Origin of the sequence: Paracoccus rhizosphaerae (genome assembly GCF_026162645.1) — a bacterium.
GTDB lineage: Bacteria > Pseudomonadota > Alphaproteobacteria > Rhodobacterales > Rhodobacteraceae > Paracoccus > Paracoccus rhizosphaerae.
Window position 1 is genome coordinate 1 of the sequence record NZ_JAOTBE010000135.1, and the last position, 2,960, is coordinate 2,960.

3 protein-coding genes and 1 pseudogene are annotated in these 2,960 nt (G+C 62.3%); 3 read left to right on the forward strand and 1 reads right to left on the reverse strand.

Features of this window, described 5'->3' with window-relative positions; translation table 11 throughout:
- From OC184_RS19750 to OC184_RS19760, 3 genes are all read left to right on the forward strand, one after another.
- The coding region (locus OC184_RS19750; RefSeq protein WP_322630234.1) for an RrF2 family transcriptional regulator at positions 1-564 on the forward strand (564 nt) is incomplete at its 5' end.
- Positions 565-681: 117 nt separating this feature from the next.
- On the forward strand, positions 682-1,773 hold the full coding sequence (locus OC184_RS19755; RefSeq protein WP_265508900.1) for an HPP family protein: 1,092 nt from the start codon (positions 682-684) through the stop codon (positions 1,771-1,773).
- A gap of 98 nt (positions 1,774-1,871) precedes the next feature.
- Positions 1,872-2,234, forward strand: a complete 363-nt coding sequence (locus OC184_RS19760) for a YidH family protein (RefSeq protein WP_265508896.1) — start codon at positions 1,872-1,874, stop codon at positions 2,232-2,234.
- An 80-nt stretch (positions 2,235-2,314) separates the two neighbouring features.
- On the opposite strand, the pseudogene OC184_RS19765 reads toward OC184_RS19760, so the two are convergent.
- A pseudogene (locus tag OC184_RS19765) lies at positions 2,315-2,767 on the reverse strand (IS5/IS1182 family transposase); the annotation flags it as partial.
- Between the last annotated feature and the right edge of the window lie 193 nt (positions 2,768-2,960).

Genomic DNA, 2,960 nt, shown 5'->3' on the forward strand with positions numbered 1-2,960 from the left:
GTGCTGCTCCAGCGCGGGCACGGTGGCCTTCACGACGGCGATGGTCTGCTGCGACAGGGGGCGTGGCATGAGTCTCTCCTAAACATGCATTATCAATGCATCTATAACCTCCTATACATGCCGATGGAATACCTGTATTGTGGAAAAATGAAGTTGACCCGCTACACCGACTATGCGCTCCGCGCGCTGATCTATCTTGCCGCCAATAACGGCGGGCTGGCTTCGATCCGCCAGATCGCCGATGCGCACGGGATCTCCCAGAACCACCTGATGAAAATCGTTCAGGACTTGGGGAGCGCCGGCTTCGTCAAGACTGTCAGGGGGCGCCATGGCGGACTGCAGCTGGCCCGACCAGCGGCCGATATTACCATTGGCCAGGTCGTCAGGCACACCGAGGACGACGGTGGGATGGTCGACTGCGGTACCTGCCGCATTGCCGAAGGGTGCGGCCTGCCGGCTGTCTTCGCCGAAGCCAGAGAGGCCTTCCTGACGGTCCTCGACAGGTGCCGCCTGTCGGACGTGGCGCGCACGCCGGACGCGTTCCGGCACCTCTTCGCGGTCTGAAGATCCCTGCAGGGTCGCGAGACGCCTTCAACTGCCTGCATTTTCGTCTTATTGCCGGGATTTCATGCAGACGAAGAACGAAGGTTACCCGTTTTGCTTCACGACCTCAGACGTGCGATGCGGTCCTTCGGCCCGTCCATCGCTTCCGCGCCTCTGACCGAGGCTTTGCGTGCGGGTGTGGGTGCGCTGGCAGGCCTTGCCATCGCCGGCCTCTTTGTCCTGTCGCCAGCCGTCGACGCGCAGCTGGGACTTTACCTGATCGCCCCCTTCGGCGCGAGTTCGGTTCTGCTCTTCGCCGTCCCGAACAGCCCCCTGGCGCAGCCTTGGGCCGCGGTCGTGGGCAACACGTTGGCCGCGCTGATCGGCGTCACCGCCTGCCTGTTGATCGCCGACCCGGCGCTTCGGATCAGCATTGCGGTCGGTGCCGCCATTACGGCTACGATCCTCTGTCGCGCGCTCCATCCCCCGGCAGGCGCCGTCGCCATGACCGCGGCCATGAGCCCCGATGCCATCGGCGATCTGGGGTTCCGCTTTGCACTGACGCCGGTGGCGGCGGGAACGCTGCTGCTGGTGGCGCTTGCGGCACTTTATGCGCGCCTGACCGGCCGCCACTATCCCATGCGGCAGCATGACGAGCCGAACATCAACCGGACTTCGGACCCGTCCCCCAGCACGAGGATCGGCCTGTCGGAGGAGCAGCTGGTCGATCTTCTGGAGCGCTATCGCCAGAACTTCAACCTGGGGGCCGAGGACCTGGCGCGGCTGGTGGGCGCGGCCGAACTGCAGGCTGCGGCACAGCGTACCGGTCCCATCGCCGCCGAGAGCATCATGTCGCGTGACCTCGTGACGGTTGGCCCCCACACGCCGGCGGAGGACGTCGCAACGCTGTTCCGGCGGCACCGCTTCACGTCGATCCCCGTCGTCGAGGACGGGCGCTATGTCGGCGTCATCTACCAGATCCACCTGATCGGCGCGGATGCCACAGACCCGGCAAGCCGGCTGATGCAGGCGGATGTCCCCCACGCCACGCCGCAGGCGCCGCTCGGGGCGCTGCTGCCCCTGATGTCCGACGGGGATGTCGATGCTGTCCCGATCCTCGAGGGCGACCGGATCACCGGCATCGTGACGCGGACCGACCTCATCAGCGCACTCGCGCGGCACAGCACTTCGATCAGCAGTCGCTTGAACAACCACGATAAGAGTCAATAGGCGAAAGATCGTCAAGCTGGGCTGAACCAATCCACCCTTGACCGCGTCTAGCCTTCAACGCTCTGATGCCGGGCAGCTTGGGTAGTCAACATCGTCTCATGTCCCCTAAAGAAGAACTCGCCGAAGACCGGACCGATTATGCCGAAGATCGAACTTTCCTGGCAGTGGAGCGCACTTTCGCGGGCTGGATACGAACCGGGCTCGCGACCAGCGCGGTCGCGATCGGGCTGCATGCAGTCTTCGGTCCGTTTCAGCCCGAATGGATCCCGAAGGCTGTGGCAACAGTATTCCTGATCGCCGCGGAAGTGATCTTCTTAGGGGCCTGGCTAGATACCAAGGCATCGCGACGCAATCTCTCCAACCATTCAGCGCGGCCTCAACCTCGCATGAGGCTCGCATTCTTGATCGTGCTACTTTCTCTAGGCACTGTAGGAACGGCTGCAGTACTGTGGTTGCTGTAGAAGTGCCAACGTTGCCGTGCATGACACGTTGCCGACGTTTACGTGTTCCCGACTCACTTGTCCGGCGGCAACGGACAGGTCGGTTGTTCCTGGCTGTCGCAGATGGCGTGCAGCCTTGAGTTCCGTTCTCGGGCGAAACTGACCACTTGACCGTTCCTCTTCCCTTAGACCCTTTGGTGCGGCCAACCAAGCGTGCACGCCCGCATGATGGATGGCCATGCTGGTCGCCGTTCGATGGACCATGAGGGATGTCGGGCCGATCATCACGGTCGTCTTTTCACCGTGTACGGCAGCGAGGCCGGCCATCATCCGAGTGAAAATGTCCTTCCCCTTCCGACGCTTCCATCAGCTGTAAAGCGTTTTGCGAGGGCCTTTAGCACCAGGAGCATTGCGTTAACGCAGGCCATGCGGTTGACGGAGAAAATTCCGCTCAGGACCCACTTGTCGTCAACACGGGGCTGCCAGTGTGATTCCGGAAAGAAGGGCTACAGACGCGCCATCTGCGCGTCTCTCAGCAAGAAGAGATCGCTCACGTCACCGCGCTGTTGGTGCAGCCGTGAATCACGCGGCGCCATAGAAAGCAGTGTATCCTGACCTTACCTACAGGAGTAATGAGCGAAAGTTGGTGATGCCTCGGGGGGGGCGGCATATCATGGCGGTGATCAGAACGCCGTCAATTCTCAACCGAGAAAGGGATATGCCCATGCCAGAGACTACCATCACCCA